The following is a 3,176-nucleotide window of genomic DNA, read 5'->3' as shown; positions in this document are numbered from 1 at the left end:
ATACATGTCTTCCTCCCACGCCAGTTAGTTTTTTCGGGTCTCGAAAAAATCTGGCTTGGCCAGTTTTTAAAACAAGATCCGCTTCGGGTCAATTCTCCGACAAATCGGCGGCGCGTCGCACAAACAGCGCTGACAGCGGACTGTCGGGCCGCGCCATCGAACGCTCCGCCGTGAGCGCCTTGGCCAGCGCACCCTCACCGGCGCGCAAGGCCGCCTCGATCAGCGTCAGGTCGATGACGTCACGCTGGGCGTGGCTGCCACCGAAACGATGTGCGATCGCCCGGATCGGCCGGATCAGGCGCGCGGTCTCGGCGTAGCTGCCCTCACCGAATGCCTTGATGGCGAGCGTCAGCGGATGGCCGACATCCCGCGTGAAAGCCGCATTGTCGTCGCTGCCACGCATGGCCTCGCGCTGAGCCTCGAGCAAGGCGAGGGCCGGCGCATCTAACCCGGCACCCACGAAGGCCATCATCGCGTGGGCGTCGTTGAAGGCATAAAGGCCCGCTCCCGCCTTGCCCCAGTTGGCGGCGAGCGCCGCCCAGCGGTCGCCGACATCGACGCCGCCGAGGTGGAGCCGCCACAGGATTGCCGAGGCATCGACCATGTTGAGCGCCATCGTCGATTGCACGCTGTAGATAGGGCCGTCATAGAGGGCCAGCACCGCGTCGGTCTCGCCGAGATCATAGTGGAACAGCGCCAGGTGCCACCAATTGTGGACCTGCAGGAAGCTCTCCCGTGTCCACGCTTCCGGATTGGCGCGCATCCAGGCAATGCCATCCCTTTGCCGGCTTTGCATCTCCATGACATGGGCGACGGCGTGCTGCGCCCAGCCGTCGCGCGGCTCGATGTCGACTGCCTCGCGGCCAAGCTGCTCGGCCCTGACATAGTCACCCATTTCCTCCAGCCCGAAAGCCTGCATGCCGAGCATGGCGTGGTAGCCGGGCATGCCACTTTGCCACGAAGGCAGGGCACGAGCCATGCGGTCGCGCAGCATGCGGGCATTGCCGGTGAAGAAATCGATCTGGTGGCCGACCTGCAGCGCCAGCCCGTCGCGCGGGGTCTCGATGGTGATGTCCTCGAGAACGCGGCTGGCCTCATGCCAGCGCCCGCTGGCGAGATGGCCAAGGGCCGAGACATGCGCCCGCTCGCGCGTGGTCGCGGCAAGCGGCAGCGAGGCATCATGGCAAGCCTTGGCCACGGCCGTCGCCTCCCGCTCGGTGGCGAGGCCGAACAGATATCCCTTGAAGACATGGGCCATGACGAAGCCGGGATCTTCCGCGATGGCGCGGTCGACGGAAGCTACGGGATCGCCGATGAAGCACTGCAGTTCACGCACTGCCTGGCTGTAAGGCGTGAATCCCGCCTCCGTCGCGCCCGAAAGTGCCAGGCCGAATGCGTCCCTGATTGCCATGCGATGTCCTTTATCGACCCGTGACAGGCCCTTGATCCTTCGGCCCAAACCGATCCTAAAGCATAGGCCACGGACGCGCCAACCGTGCGCTACGCCAGACCTTTCAGTAGTCTTTGCAGTTTAGCAACCATGCGGGGCAGATTAGGCTTTGTAAAATTGAATGAATTGTGTCTTCATTGCGGCGGCTGGCGGGGGCTGGAAATCGCGAATCGAGAGGGGACGCGATGCGGCATGTGAAGAACTCGCTTCCGAACAGTCGTTCGGCGGATGCGCAGGTGACAATTGCTTCGCAATGGCGAAAGCCGCATCCGTTACATCCGTGGCTTATTAGCATCCTCTCAACTACAGCTTTTGCGTTGCTGCCCAACTCCGCCGCGTTTGCCGCATGCGTGCTGGCTCCATCCGCCGGAAACACCGTCTACACCTGTGACAGCGGCGACTCAGGCGGCAGCCTCACCGATCTCGACGGCGACAACACGCTGAATTTTCCCGCCGGCGGCACCGGGCAGATATCAGGCAATGTGACCTTTGGCGTCGGCACGGACCGCATCGACATGCAGTCAGGCACCATAACCGGCACCGTCGATCAGGGTGGCGGCACGGATTTCTTCAAAATTGGCGCGGGCACCGTCACCGGCAATGTCCAGCAGGGCGCCGGCATCGACGACTTCAACATGAGCGGCGGCCAGATCGGCTCGCTCAACCAGGGCGACGGCCTCGACACCTTCACCATGACCGGCGGACGCATCGTCGATTTCTTCGACGATGGCGACCACGCCGTGATGACCGGTGGCCGCATCGGCCGGGTCAACATGAAGCTCGATCAGAACTATTTCAACATGTCAGGCGGCACCATCGACCGCAACCTCGTCACTGGCTTCGACAAGGACACGATCATCCTGTCGGGCGGCACCATCGGCGGCAACATCAGCGTCAGCGGCGGCAATGACAGCGTCACGGTCACCGGCGGCACGGTCGGTGGCGATATACTGATGAGCTTTGGCGCCGACAATTTCGTCTGGAACGGTGGCGGCATCGTCTATGGTTCCGTCGATCTCGGCGGCGATAACGACACCGCCAGGCTCAGCAACCTCACCAACGCCAATCTCGGTGCCACGGATGCCATATCAGGTGGTGCCGGCACCGATGCGCTGACCCTGGACAACGTCAAACTGGATGGCGTCAGCCGGCTCCAGAACTGGGAAAGCATCGACGCCACCAATGACACCCAGCTGACGATGGACAGCAATCTGGTGCTCGGCGACAGCGGCACCGGCACGGGTTCGCTCAGTGTCGATGCCGCAAGCACGCTCTACGGCGGCGGCTTCAATGCGGCGATCCAGGCGTTTACGGCAGGCCAGCTGGCGCAGGTCACCAATGCCGGGCGCATCGACCTGACCAATGGCAGCACCGGCGCCACCGACAGCCTGACGATTTCGGGCAATTATGTCGGCCTGGGTGGCCTGCTGCTTATCCAGACCGAGCTCGGTGACGATTCCTCCGCATCCGACAAGTTGGTCCTGTCGAGCGGAACGGCTTCCGGTTCGACCGGCATCTCCGTGGTCAATCTCGGCGGCGCGGGGGCTGCGACCACGCAGGACGGCATCATGGTCATCCAGGCAATCAACGGCGCCACCTCGGGCGCCACGACATTCGCGCTCGACGCCCCGGTCGCCGCCGGGGCCTTTGAATATTATCTGTTCAAGGGCGGCGTCAGCGCCGGCAGCGAGGAGAACTGGTACCTGCGCTCGACGCTGAACACGCC

At 63.5% G+C, this 3,176-nt stretch carries 1 protein-coding gene and 1 pseudogene; one reads left to right on the top strand and one right to left on the bottom strand.

Annotation, left to right across the window (positions count from 1 at the left end; all coding sequences use genetic code 11):
• Positions 1–88: 88 nt before the first annotated feature.
• Positions 89–1,411, bottom strand: coding sequence for a tetratricopeptide repeat protein (locus EN949_RS34185; protein WP_127366887.1), 1,323 nt, complete (start codon positions 1,409–1,411; stop codon positions 89–91).
• 224 nt (positions 1,412–1,635) lie between these two features.
• On the opposite strand from EN949_RS34185, the pseudogene EN949_RS34180 reads away from it, so the two are divergent.
• Positions 1,636–3,176, top strand: a pseudogene (locus tag EN949_RS34180) (autotransporter outer membrane beta-barrel domain-containing protein); the annotation flags it as partial.

The organism is Mesorhizobium sp. M7A.F.Ca.US.007.01.2.1 (genome assembly GCF_003998165.1).
Lineage (GTDB): Bacteria > Pseudomonadota > Alphaproteobacteria > Rhizobiales > Rhizobiaceae > Mesorhizobium > Mesorhizobium ciceri.
The sequence above is the reverse complement of the archived record's forward strand: the minus strand, read 5'-3'. Positions and strand labels throughout refer to the sequence as shown.